18 protein-coding genes are annotated in these 17,497 nt (G+C 64.9%); 10 read left to right on the forward strand and 8 right to left on the reverse strand.

The window, feature by feature from the left end; translation table 11 throughout:
* Window positions 1–95: 95 nt before the first annotated feature.
* Complete coding sequence (locus tag RAD15_RS03340; protein ID WP_458174322.1) at window positions 96–2,405, forward strand: NADP-dependent malic enzyme; 2,310 nt, start codon at window positions 96–98, stop codon at window positions 2,403–2,405.
* A gap of 293 nt (window positions 2,406–2,698) precedes the next feature.
* Window positions 2,699–3,151, forward strand: a complete 453-nt coding sequence (locus tag RAD15_RS03345; protein WP_458174324.1) for a DoxX family protein — start codon at window positions 2,699–2,701, stop codon at window positions 3,149–3,151.
* A 112-nt stretch (window positions 3,152–3,263) separates the two neighbouring features.
* Here the strand turns inward: RAD15_RS03345 and RAD15_RS03350 are convergent, their stop codons facing one another.
* The 4 genes from RAD15_RS03350 to RAD15_RS03365 form a co-directional block, all read right to left on the reverse strand.
* The gene (locus tag RAD15_RS03350; RefSeq protein WP_458174326.1) at window positions 3,264–3,818 is read right to left on the reverse strand and encodes a dihydrofolate reductase; all 555 of its coding nucleotides are present in this window, start codon (window positions 3,816–3,818) and stop codon (window positions 3,264–3,266) included.
* 7 nt (window positions 3,819–3,825) lie between these two features.
* Window positions 3,826–4,839 carry a polysaccharide deacetylase family protein gene (locus RAD15_RS03355; protein WP_458175021.1) on the reverse strand — a complete coding sequence of 338 codons (1,014 nt, stop codon included), beginning with the start codon at window positions 4,837–4,839 and terminating at the stop codon, window positions 3,826–3,828.
* Between the two features lie 167 nt (window positions 4,840–5,006).
* Complete coding sequence (locus RAD15_RS03360) at window positions 5,007–5,576, reverse strand: glutathione peroxidase (RefSeq protein ID WP_458174328.1); 570 nt, start codon at window positions 5,574–5,576, stop codon at window positions 5,007–5,009.
* A 145-nt stretch (window positions 5,577–5,721) separates the two neighbouring features.
* Window positions 5,722–7,434, reverse strand: a complete 1,713-nt coding sequence (locus tag RAD15_RS03365; RefSeq protein WP_458174330.1) for a L,D-transpeptidase family protein — start codon at window positions 7,432–7,434, stop codon at window positions 5,722–5,724.
* 204 nt (window positions 7,435–7,638) lie between these two features.
* Between RAD15_RS03365 and RAD15_RS03370 the strand changes: the two genes are divergently transcribed.
* Window positions 7,639–8,187 carry a CreA family protein gene (locus RAD15_RS03370; RefSeq protein WP_458174332.1) on the forward strand — a complete coding sequence of 183 codons (549 nt, stop codon included), beginning with the start codon at window positions 7,639–7,641 and terminating at the stop codon, window positions 8,185–8,187.
* An 11-nt stretch (window positions 8,188–8,198) separates the two neighbouring features.
* On the opposite strand, the gene RAD15_RS03375 is transcribed toward RAD15_RS03370, so the two are convergent.
* Window positions 8,199–8,408, reverse strand: coding sequence for a hypothetical protein (locus RAD15_RS03375; protein WP_458174336.1), 210 nt, complete (start codon window positions 8,406–8,408; stop codon window positions 8,199–8,201).
* Between the two features lie 413 nt (window positions 8,409–8,821).
* Here RAD15_RS03375 and RAD15_RS03380 point away from each other — a divergent pair, with 413 nt between their 5' ends.
* Both RAD15_RS03380 and RAD15_RS03385 read left to right on the forward strand, forming a co-directional pair.
* Window positions 8,822–8,986 carry a hypothetical protein gene (locus RAD15_RS03380; protein WP_458174338.1) on the forward strand — a complete coding sequence of 55 codons (165 nt, stop codon included), beginning with the start codon at window positions 8,822–8,824 and terminating at the stop codon, window positions 8,984–8,986.
* A gap of 35 nt (window positions 8,987–9,021) precedes the next feature.
* Entirely contained in the window at window positions 9,022–9,387 is a 366-nt protein-coding gene (locus tag RAD15_RS03385; RefSeq protein ID WP_458174340.1) for a hypothetical protein, read from the forward strand.
* On the opposite strand, the gene RAD15_RS03390 is transcribed toward RAD15_RS03385, so the two are convergent.
* A complete protein-coding gene (locus RAD15_RS03390; RefSeq protein WP_458174342.1) occupies window positions 9,388–9,633 on the reverse strand; it encodes a DUF6719 family protein in 246 nt (81 codons plus the stop codon).
* A 67-nt stretch (window positions 9,634–9,700) separates the two neighbouring features.
* Entirely contained in the window at window positions 9,701–11,227 is a 1,527-nt protein-coding gene (pdxR, locus tag RAD15_RS03395) for a MocR-like pyridoxine biosynthesis transcription factor PdxR (protein WP_458174344.1), read from the reverse strand.
* 75 nt (window positions 11,228–11,302) lie between these two features.
* On the opposite strand from pdxR, the gene RAD15_RS03400 reads away from it, so the two are divergent.
* The 5 genes from RAD15_RS03400 (at window position 11,303) to kynU (ending at window position 16,516) form a co-directional block, all read left to right on the forward strand.
* Window positions 11,303–12,028 carry a pyridoxamine 5'-phosphate oxidase family protein gene (locus RAD15_RS03400; RefSeq protein ID WP_458174346.1) on the forward strand — a complete coding sequence of 242 codons (726 nt, stop codon included), beginning with the start codon at window positions 11,303–11,305 and terminating at the stop codon, window positions 12,026–12,028.
* A 54-nt stretch (window positions 12,029–12,082) separates the two neighbouring features.
* Window positions 12,083–13,360: an ArgE/DapE family deacylase gene (locus tag RAD15_RS03405; RefSeq protein WP_458174348.1), complete on the forward strand. Its 1,278-nt coding sequence runs from the start codon at window positions 12,083–12,085 to the stop codon at window positions 13,358–13,360.
* 250 nt (window positions 13,361–13,610) lie between these two features.
* The gene (locus RAD15_RS03410) at window positions 13,611–14,420 is read left to right on the forward strand and encodes an alpha/beta hydrolase (RefSeq protein WP_458174350.1); all 810 of its coding nucleotides are present in this window, start codon (window positions 13,611–13,613) and stop codon (window positions 14,418–14,420) included.
* 33 nt (window positions 14,421–14,453) lie between these two features.
* Window positions 14,454–15,293, forward strand: coding sequence for a tryptophan 2,3-dioxygenase (kynA, locus tag RAD15_RS03415; RefSeq protein ID WP_458174352.1), 840 nt, complete (start codon window positions 14,454–14,456; stop codon window positions 15,291–15,293).
* Window positions 15,294–15,313: 20 nt separating this feature from the next.
* Window positions 15,314–16,516 carry a kynureninase gene (gene kynU / locus RAD15_RS03420; RefSeq protein WP_458174353.1) on the forward strand — a complete coding sequence of 401 codons (1,203 nt, stop codon included), beginning with the start codon at window positions 15,314–15,316 and terminating at the stop codon, window positions 16,514–16,516.
* Between the two features lie 90 nt (window positions 16,517–16,606).
* Here kynU and RAD15_RS03425 read toward each other — a convergent pair whose 3' ends face one another.
* Window positions 16,607–17,386: a cobalamin-binding protein gene (locus RAD15_RS03425; protein WP_458174354.1), complete on the reverse strand. Its 780-nt coding sequence runs from the start codon at window positions 17,384–17,386 to the stop codon at window positions 16,607–16,609.
* Window positions 17,387–17,497 lie beyond the last annotated feature (111 nt).

The following is a 17,497-nucleotide window of genomic DNA, read 5'->3' on the forward strand; positions in this document are numbered from 1 at the left end:
CATCCCGTTTCCACGACCCGGAAATAGCACCGTCCACTTGGACGGCCGCTCCGGATGATGCATTTTGAGGCCGGTAACGCGAGGCGAGACACCGCATGTCGTCCTATTCTGATGATCTCCACCAGGCGGCGCTGGCCTATCATCGTCTGCCGCGCCCCGGAAAGCTCGAGATCCAGGCGAGCAAGCCGCTTGCCAACCAGCGTGACCTCGCGCTGGCCTATTCCCCGGGCGTTGCCGCGGCCTGCATGGAGATCGCCAAGAACCCGGCGGAAGCGGCGACGCTGACGATCCGCTCCAATCTGGTCGCCGTGGTCTCGAACGGCACCGCAGTGCTCGGCCTCGGCAACATCGGCCCGCTGGCCTCGAAGCCGGTGATGGAGGGCAAGGCGGTCCTGTTCAAGAAGTTCGCCGGTATCGACGTGTTCGACATCGAGATCGCCGCCGACACCATCGACCGCGTGGTCGAAACCGTGGCGGCGCTCGAGCCGACCTTCGGCGGCATCAATCTGGAAGACATCCGCGGACCGGAATGCTTCGAGATCGAGGCGCAGCTCAAGGAGCGCATGAAGATCCCGGTCTTTCATGACGACCAGCACGGCACCGCCATCATCGTCGCCGCCGCCATCACCAATGGCCTCCGGCTGAACGGCAAGAAGCTGTCCGAGGTCAAGATCGTGGCATCGGGGGCAGGGGCGGCCGCGATCGCGACGCTGAACCTGCTGGTGTCGATGGGCGCGCAGCGCAAGAACATCTGGGTCTGCGACATCGACGGCCTCGTGCATGAGGGCCGCAACACCACGATGGACCGCTGGAAGGCGGTCTATGCGCAGAAGACCGACAAGCGCACGCTTGGCGACGTCATCGGCGGCGCCGACATCTTCATCGGCCTCTCCGCGCCGGGCGTGCTCAAGCCGGAGATGGCCAAGGCGATGGGTGACAAGCCCCTCATCATGGCGCTCGCCAACCCGACCCCGGAGATCATGCCGGAGGAGGCGCGCAAGGTGCGCCCCGACGCGATGATCTGCACCGGCCGCTCGGACTATCCGAACCAGGTCAACAACGTCCTCTGCTTCCCCTTCATCTTCCGCGGCGCGCTCGATGTCGGCGCCAGCGCCATCAACGAGGAGATGAAGCACGCCGCCGTCGAGGCCATCGCGCAGCTCGCGCGCGAGGCGCCGTCCGATGCGGTGGCGCAGGGTTTTGACACCGGCGAGACGCAAGGCTTCGGCCCGGGTTCGCTGATCCCGAGCCCGTTTGATCCGCGCCTGATCCTGCGCATCGCGCCGGCCGTGGCCAAGGCCGCGATGGAATCGGGCGTCGCGACGCGCCCCATCACCAATTTCGACGAATACACCGCGCTGCTCGAGCGCTTCGCCTTCCGCTCCGGCCTCGTCATGAAGCCGATGTTCGCCAAGGCCAAGACCCAGCCGGTGCGCGTGATCTACGCCGAAGGCGAGGACGAGCGCGTGCTCCGCGCCACGCAAGTGGTGCTGGAAGAAAAGCTGGCGACGCCGATCCTGGTCGGCCGTCCGTCCGTCGTCGAGGCGCGCATCAAGCGCTTCGGCCTGTCGATCAAGGCGGGCAAGGATTTCGACCTCGTCAATCCCGAGGACGATCCGCGCTACCGCTCCTATGTGCAGTCCTATGTCGAGGTCGCCGGCCGCCGCGGCGTGACGCCGGATGCGGCGCGCACGGTGGTGCGCACCAACAACACGGTGATCGCTGCGCTCGCGGTGACGCGCGGGGAGGCGGATGCCATGCTCTGCGGCGTCGAGGGCCGCTACATGAGCCATCTGCGCCATGTTCGCGAAATCGTCGGCTTCTCGCCGGGGATCAGCGACTATGCGGCGCTGGCGCTGCTGATCACCAGCAAGGGTGCCTTTTTCATCGCCGACACGCAGGTCCGTCCCAATCCGAGCGCGGAGGAGCTCGCCGAGATCGCCTCGCTTGCGGCGGTCCACGTCCAGCGCTTCAACATCAAGCCGAAGATCGCCTTCGTCTCGCATTCCGATTTCGGCAGTTACGACACGGAATCCTCGCGCAAGATGCGCCGGGCGACGCAGCTCTTGAAGGAGAAGCATCCGGAAATCGAGGCCGATGGCGAGATGCAGGGCGATACCGCACTCTCCGCCGCCGCCCGCCGCATGGTGTTGCCGCACTCCAAGCTCGAGGGCGAGGCGAACATCATGATCATGCCGACCCTCGACACCGCCAACGTCGCCTATCAGATGATCAAGTCGCTCGCAGACGCGCTCCCCGTCGGCCCGATCCTGGTCGGCCCGGCGCGCCCCGCGCATATCCTCACCCCCTCGGTGACGGCGCGCGGCATCCTCAACATGACGGCGGTCGCCGTGGTCGAAGCGCAGGAGCGTGCGGCGCGGCAGCAGCCGACGTTGTTCACGTAGGGCGGGCGCGTCGCTTTTACCCTCTGCCCTTGCGGGAGAGGGTGGCTCGCTGCGGAGCGGCGAGACGGGTGAGGGGTCTCTCTCCGCGAGCACCTCTCACAATGAGTTCGCGGATGGATACCCCTCATCCGGCGCTTCGCGCCACCTTCTCCCGCAAGGGGAGAAGCGACACCGTCTGTCCCGCCAACTTTTGAATTACTTTCAGTTCTCCATTTCCCCGTTTGAAAACCGCAAGCGGACTCTTCATAATCCCTCGCGCGTCCCGTGCTTAGCGCTTTGCCAAGAGGCCGATCATGCCAGCGTTCGTGACTTTCGGGCGGATCCTGTTCGCCGTGCTGTTCATCTACACGGGCGCGACCAAGCTCTTCGCCATCCAGGCGACGGCCGACTTCATCGCCACCAAGATCGTGGTGCCCGAAATCATTGCGCCTTACGCCAAGCAGGTCGAGACGGCGACCGCGATGACCACGCCGCAACTCCTGGCGATCGCTGTCGGTGGGCTCGAGATCATCGCGGGGCTGATGATCGCGCTGAATTTCGGCGCGCGCTTGTTCGCGATGCTGCTGATCATCTACGTCGCGGTCGCGACCGTGCTGTTCTACGATTTCTGGAACCAGGCGCCGCCGGACAACGCCAAGATGCTGGTCGACGCGCTCAAGAACCTCTCGATCATCGGCGCGCTGTTCATGATCATGGGCTATGGCCGCGCCACGCGCTCGGCCGAGACGGCCTACGGGGACGTGTAGCGCCCGCAGCCCTAAAGCGCGATGAGATTTGGATGAATCGTCATCGCGCTTTAGGTTGTTGTATACGCATGATCTTTCCGGAAAACCGCTTCGCACTTTTCGGGATCATGCTTTAGACCACCCTGCGCCACGGCGTGACCGTGACGTCATGCGCCGCGTCGAGCAGATACGGCGTGCCCGCCTTCATCCCATGTGAGGCCAGCACCTCGTGCGGCGTCCGCGCCGGCACGCCGACAAAACAGCCTTCGCCGCCGGGCAGCCGCACATGCGGGGCTTCCGACAGCCAGAACGTGTCGTAGCGGTCCATGAACATGTCGAACACGACGGGGCCGCCGATGACCGCGACGGTGCCGGAGCCGACGTCGGCAAAAGCGCAGGCTTCCTCGAAGCTCGCGTGATCCGGATTCCACAGCGTCGCCTTCGGCATTTCAGGGTCGACGGTGAGCGCCTTGATCTTGCGGGTCAGGATCAGGCGCTTGCGCTTCGGCGAATTCGGCTGCTGCTCGTGCGAGCGACGGCCGTGCACGATCAGCGCCGCGCGATCGAGCGCCTGCTCGAAGAACAGCTTGTCGCCTTCGAACTTCAGGCTTTCCGGCATGATATGTGTCGGATCCGCGAGCATGCCGTCCGCGGAGACGATGACGTAGCCTTCGATATGGAAAGACAATGGCCTTCTATTCGGAAACGGTCGTCACCACCGAATTGACAGGGCGCTGGCTCACCGTCGGCAGCTTGACGTCCTTGAGCAGTTCCTGGTCGTACTCGGGCAATGTCGAGGCCGGGAATTTGGCGCGCATCGCCACCACCTTATAGCCACCGGCCTTCAGGCGCTTGAGCAGTTCGGGCAGGGCTTCCGCGGTGTGCCTCTGGAAGTCGTGCATCAGGACGATGCCCTTGCCCTTGGCATCGAGCTTCTTCATCACGGTCTCCACCACCTTCTCGGGCTTGGAGGCCTTGAAGTCGAAGGAGTCGATGTCGCAGGAGAAGATCGCCGTGTTGCGGTTGCCGAGATAGGTGACCATCTCCGGCGGATGCTGGAGCGCCGGGAAGCGGAAGAACGGCGAGGGCGCAATGCCGCCGAGCGCCCACTTCACCGCGGAAAGGCCCTTCTCGATCTCTTCCTTGCGCTGCGCTTCCGTGAGCTTCTTGTTGTTGAGATTGGCGTGCGACCAGGTGTGGGTGCCCACGGTATGGCCGGCCGCATAGACCTGCTTCAGGATCTCGGGCTCATAGGTCGCGTGCTTGCCGATGGAGAAGAAGATGCCGGTGGTGCATTCGTCCGCGAGCGCCTTCAGCACCGCTGGCGTGTTCTTGGGCCAGGGGCCGTCGTCGAAGGTCAGCACCACCTCCTTGTCGCGCAGGAAGTCGAGCTCCTTGAAATGCTCGAAGCCGAAGCCGGGACCGCCCGTGGTGTCGATCTCGACGGTACGGGTGACGCCGAGTGCGCCCGGCGTGTTGCAGGCCGCGCGCGCCGGCTGCGGCGCCTGTTTGGGCGGGGGCGGATTGACGAAGCCCGCTGGCGCGGCGGCCGTTGCGGGAGCCGCAGCGGGCGCAGAAGCAGCCGGCGCTGCCGCCGGTGCGGCTTGCGTCGCGGCCGCGGGTTTGGCGGCGGGGGTCTGCGACCATGCCGCGCCCGTCATGCCTAGAGACATTGCGCTTGCCAAAATCAGTCCTGCCGCCACACGCATGGTGTTGTCCTCGAGATTGATCCCGTTGTTCCGCCGCAGCTTTTTCGCCTTCGGCAAAACCATCCTGCCCCAAACGATCCTAGCCTAGATGGTGGGCCCTCGCCATTGCAACGGCTGTTTGGCGCCCCCACCACAATTGTGCCCAACCGGATTGGGGCGCGCCTTCGTCAACTGTCGGCCAGCGCCTTGGCAACGGCCGTCTTGATTCGCGTGTCCGCCGGTTCGACCGCCGACGGAAAGACCTCGGCGATATAGCCGTCGCGACCGATCAGGTATTTGTGGAAGTTCCAGCGCGGAACCTCCCTTGGCCGCGCGTCGGCAGCCCATTTGTAGAATGGATGCGCCTTCGATCCGACGACCACTGCCTTGGCTGCGATGGGGAAGGTAACGCCGTATTGGTGATGTGCGGTCTCGGTGATCTCGCTAGTGCCGCCGGGCTCCTGTCCGCCGAAATCGTTGGAGGGCACGCCAATCACGGTGAACCCGCGCACGCGAAACTCGCTCCAGAGCTCTTGCAGGCCGGCATATTGCGGGGTGTAGCCGCACAGCGAGGCCGTGTTGACCACCAGCAGCGGCTTGCCGGTGAACGCGGCAAGGCGGATGTCGTCACCGAATAAGGCGGGGAAGGTGAAGGCGTAGGCCGAAACCCGGCTCATGCCGCCATCGGCGAGCGCACGCGTTGCCGGCGCCAGCGTGCCGGCCAGCGCTGCGATCAGCATGGTCCTGCGGTTCATCATCGCGGCGTCCCCCCGGAATGATCCGGCCGCATGTTACTCCGCCGACGCGATCGGCCTCGTCAACACCGCGTTATCGGGACGGCCGGACTTTTGTTTTGACGCATTTTCTTGACGCGAACCGGTACCCACTTCGCTCGAAAACGCTTTAGTACAGGCGAACGATGAAATCGGTGCCTTCGCCGGTCTCGCCCTGGTTGATGCCCTGGTCGGAGACGATGATCGAGCCGCCGGAGGTCAGCATCTCGTTGATTTTCGCCATGGTGTCGGCGGGGACCGAGATGCGGTCGAGGGCCTCAGCCGGGCTGTCCGGCGTGACCACGGGCTTGGCTGTAACAGGCTTGGCGGCAACGGGGATCACGGCGGCGCCGGGCTGGCGGCGCGTCATACGGCTGTCGTCCTCGCGTGCCGCGGAGCGAGCCGTGACCGGCAGCGACACCACCGACCAATGCAGCGCATTGGCATCGGTCTTGTCGACCTCGGCGGTGAAGACATGCGTGCCCAGCGGCCGGTCGCTCGCCGCGATCGTCACGGGCACTTCGAACAGCGGCGCAAAGTTCTGCCGCACGTAGAGCTTGGCATCCTTGCGGCTGATGAAGACGGCGATCTGGCCGGCCCGCTTGGGTGCTTCCGGCTTTGCGGCCGGGGCGGGATCCGCGACGCGGGTCTCGTCCTTTTTCACGTCGGGCGCGGCAGCCGTCACGGCCGCGTCTGGCTTCTTCGCGGTGTCGGCCGTTTCAGTCTTGGCTGGTTCGGTTTTCGCCGGCTCGGACTTCGCGATTTCAGACTTCGGCGCATCCGCCGGTTCGGTCTTCGCAGCCTCGACCTTGTCGTCAGTGGTGGAAGTTGCTTTGGGTGCTTCCGCGGCCTCAGTGGGCTTGGCGTCGGCGTTCGCCGGCTTGGCGGCTTCTTCCGACTGCGGCTTGGCCACGACTTCGGCCGTCTTGGTCTCGGACTTGTTGGTCTCGGACTTGGCCATCGTCTCGGCCTTGTCGGCTGGCACGGCGGCTTCCTCGCGGGCCGACGCTTGGCCCGTCGTCACATCCGACATCACGGTGTGGCCGACCGACGAGCGCAGCTCGAGCACGCCGTCAGCGCTGGCGGTCCTAGTCTCGGCCGGCTTGGCTTCAGTGATCTTGGCGGCCGCGCCCTTGTCGGCCTTGTCGCCGGCATTGGTCTGCGGTTCGAGGCTGGCCGCGGGCTGCGGCGGCACGCGCACGGAGGCGAGCAGGGGATGCTGGAAGCTGTGCGGCGTCATCTCGCCGGGCGAGACGATGACGCGCGCACCCATCCTGGTCCAGTTCCACATCTTCACGGCGAACGACATCGGCATGCGGATGCAGCCGTGAGAGGCCGGATAGCCCGGCAGCACGCCGGCATGCATCGCGACGCCGGACCAGGTGATCCGCTGCATGTACGGCATCGGCGCGCCGCTATAGATGTTGGAATGGTGGAATTTGTGCTTCTGGATGACGCTGAACACACCCATCGGCGTCGAGTGGCCCTTCATCCCCGTCGACACCGGAGATTCCGCGAACACGCCATTGGTGTCGTAGACGGTGACCTTCTGCCGATCGATCGAGACGACGATGACGAGCGGCCCTTGCGGCTTCGTGCCGGCTTCCTTCTCGGCGACGACTTCTTTTTTCCTATTGGAGGCGCCGTGCTTCGTCGGCTTCTGTCGCGGCTGTTCAAAATGCCGCTCCTGCCGCCCGTAGGACCCGTCGGAATAGTCCGTCCAGTAATAAAACGCGGCTTCAGCCTGGCTCGCCGTACCGATCGCACCTGCCGCCGTCAAAATGGCGACCTGCCAAAGTCGCGTCGGCTTGGCAGAAAAACCAGACCCGTTCACGCTATTCATCCTCGAATCCATAGTCCAAATCATTAGTCTCTCAGAGGGGATACGCGTTCACCAGCAGGGTGGTTCTGCCATCAGCTACATTTGTCCAAAGCGTAGCAAAAAAGCCTCACGGAGCGGTAAACGGCGGCCGTGCCCCGCGGCCGGTCGTCTTCCTGAGCGGCGACCTGATGCCTACATTGCCGGGACTAGGTACCGGAGAACTTCATGTCATCTCGTTTCCCCGGTCTTTCCGGCATCCGCTTGAAAGGCCTCGCTTTATTCCTCCTGGCTCTGACCGTGCCGGTGGCGTCCGCCTCGGCTGCCGACGAGCCCGATCTGATCTTCCGCCGCTCGACCGTGTTCAAATGGATGAGCCCGAACGACAAGCTCGCGACCTATGGCCTCGACGACCCCGAGGTCGAGGGCGTCGCCTGTCATTTCACGGTACCGGAGAAGGGCGGCTTCAAGGGCTGGCTCGGCCTTGCGGAGGAGGTCTCGGACATCTCGCTGGCCTGCCGCCAGGTCGGCCCGATCAAGTTCAAGACCAAGATGGAGCAGGGCGACGACATGTTCCGCCAGCGGCGCTCGCTGTTCTTCAAGAAGATGCAGATCGTGCGCGGCTGTGACACCAAGCGCAACGTGCTGGTCTACATGGTCTATTCTGACAAACTGATCGAGGGCTCGCCGAAGAATTCGACGTCGACCGTGCCGATCATGCCGTGGGGACCGGCGGACCCGAACGTCCAGAAGTGCGGCGAATTCTTCACCCAGTGACGCGCTTGCGTTCACTCGGTGACGACAGCGCGGCCGGTGCGGGGTTTCGCAAGGTGTGAGCCCGTGAGCCGCACGAATGTCTGCGGCGCGGCCTCAAAGCCGCGGCTCGATTGCAGCGCCATTTCGCCTGACGAGGTGGCGCTGCCGCGAACGGGTCTTTGATCTCCGCGGTCCGTCCGCTGGTCCGCGTCGCGCGGCGCTGCGCGATCTTCCGCCGTCATGATGGCCATTCCTCACGTGAACGCGCCCGGTGATCCGGGCGTCTCGGTTTCGATGGCTTGGGTCGCAGCCAAAGCGTCCAGGGTTCGACAGGCCCAGCCTTCGTTTGGTTTCTCTTCAGCAGAAAAACGTAAAACGCATGTGAAGCATGTGAGGCGGCAGCATGACGGCGCCTGCGTCCGGCGCAGTTTGAAGCCGGATCGGGAACTTGCCGGGCCACTTTGGGTACGGGCACGGCCATCTGAAAAGATTGAGGTTTTCGGTCGAATGTTTCGTCGCGCCGGGGCCGACGAAACAATTCTCACGGAGACGAAACCATTTTCCGTTTTTGGCGCATCACGCGCGAAACCGCCCGTGGTTATCAGCTGCACACGACGACGGCGCAACGCCGGGGACGGATTTCGGAGACAAGACCATGCGCTCGCTCAGCTTCATCCTTGCCTTCGGTTTCGTGCTGGCCGACGCCTCGTTCGCAGGCACCCCGGACGGCAACCTGCCGGGTGTCGGCACCTTCCAGTACAGCGGCTCGCCGGTCACCGACACGGCATCGCAGCCGATCGTGGTCGCCGCGCGCTTCTGATCGCCAGCAAGAAAAATCAGCCGATAAAGGCCATCATGTTCCTTCGTGTCTGCGCCGCAGCATTTATGTCCCTGCTGACGATCAGCTCCGTCCAGGCGCAGGTGCGCGCGCCCTCCAGGCTACCGGATCCACGCAGCGAATTCGTGCGCCAATGCGCGCCGCGGATGCTCGGGCGCTGGGAGCATCCGGAGGAAGTCTGCGGCTGCCTGCACGATCATGCTGCCGCCGTCGTCGAGGACCGCGATTTGCGCGAGGCGCTGCTGCGCGGCATCAGCGAGACCGGCGTGCCGACGATCGAGACCGATTGGGTGCCGACCTCCAAGCAGGGCGAGATCGGCCCGACCTTCACCAAGATCGCCAAGCCGACCCTGCAGTGCATGTTCGATCCGGCGAAGTCGTAGCTACTTCGTCTTCGGACCGTGCCGCGGCACGCATGAGCTCGTGCGCGAGACGCCCTTGTCGGTCATTTTCGCGCCGCGCACTTCCTTGACCTGTCCGGCGGGGCAGGTTCCGTCGTCCACCTGCACGCGCTGGCCGAGCTTGAGGTCGGTGATGTCCTGTTCACGTCCGATGGTGACGGCGGAGGCCGCCGTGGCGAGCGCGACGGAGATCAGGAGCGAGAGGCAGGCTGCACGACGTAGAAGCATGATCAAAGGTCCCGGCATCGATGCCGCAATGTAGGGACGGGACGGCGATTCTGATAGTGAAGGTTCGTCACGCCCGCCGGGCCGATTTGCTTCTCGCACGCAAGGCGGCGCGCGAATCCCGCGCGAGCCGTTCCGCTGATGCCACGAGCTTCGGAACCGCATGCCCGGAAAATCCCAGCACGAACCCGGGCAGGGGGCGGGCGCGCGAATAAGTGTCGGCGAGTAGCCAGCCCTCCGCGCCGGCGGCCTGCTTGGCCTCTGTCGCCACCGATAGATCGACCGATGAATCGAACCGGGCGACGAGGTGCAGGCCCTGCGACGGCACCGGCACCGACAGCGCGCCATCGGATGCAGCTTCCAGCGTTTCGGCCAGCGCATCGCGCGCCTCGCGATAAAGCTTTCGCACCCGCTTCAGGTTTGCCGCGAAGGCGCCGGAATTGAGCATGTCGGCCACCGCGCCCTCCATCAGCGTGCCGGGAAAGCGGTCGAGCGCGGCGCGCGCAGCCGTGACGTCGCCAATCAAGCGCTCGGGCAGGGCGCAATAGCCGATGCGCAGGCCCGGAAACAGCGTCTTGGCGAACGTGCCGAGGTAGATCACGCGCTGGAGGTGGTCGATGCCGGCGAGCGACATCAGCGGCGCGCCGTCATAGCGGAACTCGCTGTCGTAATCGTCCTCCAGCACGAACGCGCCGGCCTGTTTCGCCCAATCGAGCAGCTCGAGCCGCCGGGGCATCGACATCTGCACGCCGAGCGGAAACTGATGCGACGGCGTGACATAGGCCGCGCGCGCGGACGGCGCCGCCACGCGCCCCTTGGCGACGCGCATCCCGTGCTCGTCCACGGGAACGGGCACGGCGCGATAGCCGCAATGGGCGATGGTTTTTCGTGCGGCGGGGTAGCCGGGGTCTTCGCACCAGACCTGATCGTTCGGTTTGAGGATTGCGCTCAGCACGATGCGGAGCGCGTGCAACGTGCCTGATGTCAGCATGATCTGGTCGGGGTCGCAGCGCAGGCCCCGCGCCGACAGCAGGTGATCGGCGATCGCGGCGCGCAGCTCGCGGCTGCCGCGGGGATCGCCGTAATGCAGATGCTCGGACCCGAAGGCGCGCATGCGACGGCCGACGAAGGCGCGGAAGCGCTGCACCGCGCGTTCGTCGATATGGGTGCAGCCGAGCGCGAATGCGCCTTGCCCGGGCGTTTCGACGATGATTTTCGGCTTCCTCGGTCCGGCCGCGCGTGCAGGGATGCGTGCGGTGACGAACGTTCCGGAGCCGACGGTTGCGTCGGCAAAGCCATCGGCGATCAGCCGCTCATAGGCGGTGACGACTGCGTTGCGGCGGAAGCCCGTCTGCTTCGCCAGCGTCCGCGAGGGCGGCAGCGGCTCGCCCGGCTTGACGAGGCCGGAGACGATCATCTCGCACAGCGCCTGGTACAACCGATGCGCGGCGGAGGCACCTGGCGTGATGTGCGCCCCGGTGAGATCGAGCGGCAGCTCGGCCTTTGTCGGCAAGGAAGACCTGGTCGGCAAGGAAGACTTGGTCGGCAAGGAAGACTTGGCCGGCGAGGGCGCCAAATTGGTCGAAATTTTTCGCATGGAATTGGCACTATCGCAGACCAAATGGGCCGCTACAACTCTCCTGGAATTGTTCCAATCCCGACAGGAGCGGCCGTGAGCCAGACCGACAGCCCAAATTCCTACCCGACATCGGCGCGCAACCAGGTGAAGCGCCGTCACGACCGCGGCTTCTACGATCACGAGACCGTCCATCGCATCCTGGATTCCTCGATGCTGTGCCATGTCTCCTATGCGATCGACGGCCAGCCCTATTGCACGCCGACCTTCTTCTGGCGCGAGGGGACCAAGCTGTACTGGCACGGCAGCAGCGCAAGCCGCATGCTGCGTAACCAGACCAGGGGCGAGCGCGTGTGCCTGACGGTCGCGCATCTCGACAGCCTCGTGCTCGCGCGCTGCGGCTTCAACCATTCCGCCGACTATCGCGCGGTGATGGCATTCGGCACCGCCTATCTCGTCACCGATCCCGATGAGAAGGAGCGAGCGGTGATTGCCATGGTCGATCGCTTCTTCCCGGATCGCACCGCGAGCCTGCGGGCGAGCAACACCCAGGAGATCAAGGCGACGTCGTTCATCGCGATGGAGATCGAGGAAGCCTCGGCCAAGGTCCGCGCCAAGGGCGTGGCTGATGATGACGAGGACTACGCATTGCCGATCTATGCCGAACGCATCCCGGTTCGCACCGTGCTCGGCGCGCCGGAGCCGTGTGCGCGGCTGCTCGACGGCGTCACGCGACCCGCGACGCTGAATGGCTATTCGGAAGGCCGGCTGCTCGAAGATGCATTGCGGGATGCCTATTTTGCAGAGTACCCGAACGGCTGAAATCGGCTAGCTTGCGCGCTCCTTGGGAACCATTGGAATGCCTGGAGTTGCCTGATGAATGCCGAAACGCAGCAGAGAATCCTCGACGCCGTCGATGCCGGCTTCGAGGCCCAGCTTGCGACCACACGCGATTTCGTTGCGATCCCCTCGACGCGTGGTGCCGAGGGTCCGTGCCAGGACATGATCGGAGACCTCCTGCGCGAGCGCGGCTATGAGGTCGACGACTGGCACATCAATGTCGACGATCTCAAGGATCTGCGCGGCTTCGGGCCGATCGAGCACGATTTCTCCAAGGCGCGCTCGGTGGTGGGCACCTACCACCCGCAAACCAATGGCGGCAAGTCGCTGATCCTCCAGGGCCACTGCGACGTGGTGCCCGCAGGCCCCCTGGAATTGTGGGACACGCCGCCGTTCTCGCCCGTCATCAAGGACGGTAAGATGTTCGGGCGCGGCGCCTGCGACATGAAGTCCGGCACGATCGGCGCGCTCTACGCGCTGGATGCGATCAAGGCTGCGGGCCTCAAGCCGACCGCGCGGATCCACTTCCAGTCCGTGATCGAGGAGGAGAGCACCGGCGTCGGCGCGCTCTCGACGCTGCAGCGCGGCTATCGCGCCGATGCCTGCTTCATTCCGGAGCCGACCGGCGGCAAGATGGTGCGCTCGCAGGTCGGCGTCATCTGGTTTCGCCTGCGGGTGAAGGGCCATCCGACCCATGTCGCGTTCGCAGGCTCCGGCGCCAACGCGATCATGGCGGCGTATCATCTGATCCAGGCGCTGCAAAAGCTCGAGATCGAATGGAACGAGCGCGCCAAGGCTGACAGGCATTTCAAGACGCTCAACCATCCCATCAACTTCAACCCCGGCATCATCAAGGGCGGTGACTGGGCCTCCAGCGTCCCGGCCTGGTGCGACGTCGATTGCCGCATTGCCGTTCTGCCGGGCTGGTCGATCGTCGATCACCAGAAGGAGATTGCGGCCTGCGTCGCGGCCGCCGCGCGCAACCACCGCTTCCTCGCCAACAATCCGCCGGAGATCGAATGGTCGGGCTTTCTGTCGGAAGGCTATGAGTTGACCGACGCCGCCGCGCCGGAAGCCGCATTCGGCAAGGCGTTCGGCAGGGTCTATGGCGGTGCGGTCGAGGACCTCATCTTCACCGCGCTCACCGACACCCGATTCTACGGCCTCAACCATGGCATCCCGAGCCTGTGCTTCGGCGCCAGCGGCGGCGAGATGCACGGCTTCAACGAATTCGTCGACCTGGAGTCGCTGAAGAAGACGACCAAGGCGATGGCGCTGTTCGTCGCGGAATGGTGCGGAGTGGAGAAAGCGTAGCTCTCTCCTCTGTCACGAACACGTAGGGTGGGCAAAGGCGCTCTTGCGCCGTGCCCACCATCCTTCCTCAATCTCAAACGAAATGGTGGGCACGCTTCGCTTTGCCCACCCTACGGCCTCTCGGCTAGGGCGTCCGCTGCCCGAAACAGGGGCTCCGCCAAATCCTTTAAGCTTAAAAGAAAGACTAGGATGCTGCCCTGACCGGTGGCAGACTGGCATCTGGTTCGCCGGAGAGTCCTCGGGAGTCACAATGCGCGATTGGGATGATGCTTACGCCAATTCGGCCCATATCCCGGGGTCGGACAAGATGCCGGCACAATGGGTCGAGCGCGCGGCGGCCTATCGCGCCGGACTGAAGAATTTTCGTTCCGACATCGCCTACGGCTCCGGGGAGCGTCAGCGTCTCGACCTGGTCCTGCCCGATGGCGACAGCAAGGGCCTCGTCGTCTTCGTCCACGGCGGTTACTGGATGCGCTTCGACAAGTCGACCTGGACTGATCTGGCCGAAGGCGCGCGGCATCACGGCTGGGCAATGGCGCTGCCGAGCTATACGCTGACGCCGGCCGCGCGCATCTCCGACATCACCGCCGAGATCGCCGCGGCGATTGCCAAAGCCGCATCGCTCATCTCCGGGCCGATCCGGCTCGCCGGCCACTCCGCCGGCGGCCATCTCGTCACGCGGATGCTGTGCGACGACAGCCGGCTCGAATCCGCCGTCTACAACCGCATCGCTGGCACGCTCTCGATCAGCGGGCTGCATGATCTGCGTCCGCTGCTGAAAACGAAGATGAACGAGACGCTGCGCATGACGATGGAGGAGGCGACGCTCGAGAGCGCGGCGCTGCATCTGCCGCGCGGACATTCGCCCGTCACCGCCTGGGTCGGCGGCAGCGAGCGGCCGGAATTCATCCGCCAGTCCGACCTGATGGCCAATGTCTGGACCGGCTTCGACGTGCCGACGCGCCTCGTCGTCGATCCCGGGCTCAACCATTTTACCGTGATCGACGCTCTCAAGGATCCGTCGTCGTCGATCACCGCGCGCCTGATCGGCCTCGACTGACGAGGCTGGAAAGATCGATCGAAAGGGCCTGTCATGACGTCCAGCGATTACGATCCCACGAGCGAAGGCGCCGAGACCGATTTCGGCCGGCGCATGTCCTATGGCGACTATCTGGCGCTGGACGCGATCCTCGGTGCGCAGCATCCACTGTCGGAAGCGCATGACGAGATGCTGTTCATCATCCAGCACCAGACCACGGAGCTGTGGATGCGGCTCGCCATCCACGAGCTCAGCGCCGCGCGCCGCGCCATCGCCAGGGACCAGGTGCAGCCTGCGATGAAGATGCTGGCGCGGATGTCGCGCATCTTCGAGCAGCTCAACAATGCCTGGGATGTGCTGCGCACCATGACCCCGAGTGAATACACGCGCTTCCGCTCGCAACTCGGCCAGTCCTCGGGCTTCCAGTCGCGCCAATACCGGCTGATCGAATATCTGCTCGGCAACCGCAACCACGCCATGCTGAAGCCGCACGCGCACGATTCCGAGACGACGAAGCTGCTCGAGGCCGAGCTCGCGACGCCCAGCCTCTACGACGAGGTGCTGCGGCTCGCCGATCGCAACGGGCTGAAGATGCCGGCCACCGTGCTGGCGCGCGATGTTCGCGAGACGCACAGCTTCAATGAGGGCGTACTGCAGGCCTGGCGCGTCGTCTATGAGGCGCCCGAGACGCACTGGATGCTCTACGAGCTCGCCGAGAAGCTGGTCGATTTCGAGGATTATTTCCGCCGCTGGCGCTTCAACCACGTGACGACGGTCGAACGCGTCATCGGCTTCAAGCGCGGCACCGGCGGTACCGGCGGCGTCAGCTATCTCAAGCGCATGCTGGAGGTCGAGCTGTTTCCCGAACTCTGGCGCGTCCGCACGATTCTGTAGAAGTGCCCAAGAAAATGTCTATGACCAGATATCGCGTCTATGACGACACCAAAGCGCTGTTCCATCTGCCTGAAGGTGTGATCTATCTCGACGGCAATTCGCTCGGCGCGCTGCCGCTGGGCGTTGCCGAGCGCGTCCACCGCGTCATCACAGACGAATGGGGCAACGAGCTGATCCGCGCCTGGAACAGTGCGGGCTGGTACGCCCAACCGCGCCATGTCGGCGATCGCATTGCCCGGCTGATCGGCGCGGAAGCCGGCTCAGTGATGGTCGGCGACACGCTGTCGCTCAAGGTCTATCAGGCGCTCGCCGCCGCGCTCGACATGAACGCATCGCGCAAGGTCGTACTATCAGACACCGGCAATTTCCCGACCGATCTCTACATGGCCGAGGGCTTGATCGCGACGCTCGGGCGCGGCCATCAGTTGCGCCTGGTGGCGCCGGAAGAGATCGAAGCTTCGCTGTCGGAAGAAATCGCGGTGCTCTACATCACCGAGGTCGACTACCGCACCGGACGCCGCCACGACATGGCGAAGCTGACGGCAAGGGCGCATGCGCTCGGCATCGTCACGGTCTGGGATCTCGCCCATTCGGCCGGCGCGCTGCCGGTCGATCTCGCGGGCTGCGGCGTCGATTTCGCCGCGGGCTGCACCTATAAATATCTCAACGCCGGCCCCGGCGCTCCGGCCTTCCTCTATGTCGCGCCGCGCCACGCCGACAGCGCGCGCGCCGCTTTGTCGGGGTGGATGGGCCACGCAAAACCGTTCGCGTTCGAACTCGCTTATGCGGCTGCCGGCGGCGTCGAACGCATGCGCGTCGGCACGCCGCCGGTGCTGGCGATGGCAGCGCTGGAGGCCTCGCTGGACATCTGGGATCGCGTCGACATGGCAGAGGTTCGCGCGCGCTCGCTGGCGCTCTGCGATCTCCTGATCGCCGAGGTCGAGCGCCGCTGTCCATCTCTGAAGCTGGTCACCCCGCGCGCGCATGAGCACCGCGGCTCACAAGTCTCCTTCGCCTTCGACGGCGGCTACGCCGCCATGCAGGCGCTGATCGCCCGCGGCCTCATCGGCGACTTCCGCGCGCCCGACATCATGCGGTTCGGCCTCACGCCGCTGTATATCGGCGAGAACGAGATCGTGCGCGCGGCTGAGATCATCGAGGAGGTGATCGCAGGGGAGGTGTGGCGGCAGCCGGAGTATCAGGTCGTGAATGCGGTGACGTGAGTTCTGCCGTGCCCCGGACGCAGCGCAGCAACGCTAACGCATTGCGGCGCGTCCGGGACACGAGAGCGTCGGCGGTCGCGCTACCTGCATTCACTCCCACAACGCTGTCACGATCGCATCGAGCCCATCCGTCAGCGCCGCAGGTCCAGGCTGGAGGATGATCGGCGATTTGATCTCGACGATGCGGCCGTTACGCACTGCCGGAATTTCACTCCAGCCCTCGCGCGCGCGGATGCGGGCGGGTACGACCTTCTTGCCGCACCATGACGCCAGGATCAAATCCGGCGCTGCCTCGCGTACCGCCTCCGCCGAAACGATACGATCCTTCGCCGCCTGCCGATGTCGCAGCTCCGGAAACACATCCTCACCTCCGGCGATCTCGATCAGCTCGGACACCCAGCCGATACCGGAGATCAGCGGATCATCCCATTCCTCGAAATAGACCTTTGGCCGCGGCGAGGGGCGGGGTGTTGCGGCAATCGCGGCAAGGCGCCGCTCAAGACCTTGCGCGAGTTCCTCCGCGCGTTCCGCCGCGCCGACCAGGGCACCTAGCGCGCGGATCATCGCCAAGATTCCGGCGACGTCGCGCTGGTTGAAGACGTGGACGTCGATGCCTGCGCGGACGAGATCGGCGACGATGCCGGCCTGGAGATCGGAGAAGGCCAGCACCAAGTCCGGTTCCAGCGCCAGGATTTTTGGAATGTCCGCAGAGACGAAGGCCGACACCCGTGGCTTCTCCCGCCGCACCTGCGGCGGACGGACGGCATAGCCGGACACGCCGACGATGCGGTCCTGCCCGCCAAGCAGATAGAGCGTTTCGACCGTCTCTTCGGTCAGGCAGACGATGCGGCGGGGCGGGAAGTGGCGCATGAGAGGAGCATATGCGCAAATGCGGGCGCCGATGTCAGCAGAGCGATTACCTCGGACGTCATTGCTTTGCCGCGCGGGGCAATTCACGCTGGGACAACAAGGAATTGGGAG

This window comes from Bradyrhizobium sp. 14AA (assembly GCF_054185205.1).